The following is a 580-nucleotide window of genomic DNA, read 5'->3' as shown; positions in this document are numbered from 1 at the left end:
GGCTACGTGCTCGAGGCCCTGGGCCTCGACCTGGCGGCGCCCCTGGCCACGGTGGTGGAGGCCCTGCCGCGCACCGGCGTCACCTTCCTGTTCGCCCCGGGCTGGCACCCCGCCCTGGTGGGCATGGCCCCCCTGCGCCGCACCCTCGGCGTGCGCACTGTCTTCAACCTGCTGGGACCCCTGGTCAATCCCCTCACCCCCGAGGCCCAGGTGCTCGGGGTGGCCCGGCCCGACCTGCTCGATCCGATGGCCGAGGCCCTGCGCCGGCTCGGCCAGCGGCGGGCCGTCGTCGTCCACGGCCACGGCGGCCTCGATGAGGCCACCCTCTCGGGTCCCAGCGAGCTGCGGCTGCTGGAGGACGGCGAGGTCCGCCGCGACTGGCTCGACCCGGCGGCGCTGGGGCTGGCCCCGGCGGATCTGGAGGCCCTCAGGGGTGGGGATGTGGCGGCCAACCGGGCGATCCTGGAGGCGGTCCTGCAGGGCGGCGGCACCCGGGCCCAGGCCGATGTGGTGGCCCTCAACGCCGCCCTGGTGCTGTGGGCCGCCGGGCTGGAGCCGTCCATCGCCGCCGGCCTGGAGC

At 77.1% G+C, this 580-nt stretch carries 1 protein-coding gene; it reads left to right on the top strand.

Annotation, left to right across the window (positions count from 1 at the left end):
• Nucleotides 1-580 (top strand): anthranilate phosphoribosyltransferase (gene trpD / locus VB737_RS17260; protein WP_500314784.1); only part of this gene is annotated, 580 nt, incomplete at both ends.

The organism is Synechococcus sp. BA-120 BA3 (genome assembly GCF_034931285.1).
Lineage (GTDB): Bacteria > Cyanobacteriota > Cyanobacteriia > PCC-6307 > Cyanobiaceae > Cyanobium.
Note: the sequence above shows the minus strand (reverse complement) of the source record. Positions and strands in the feature narration are given on the sequence as shown.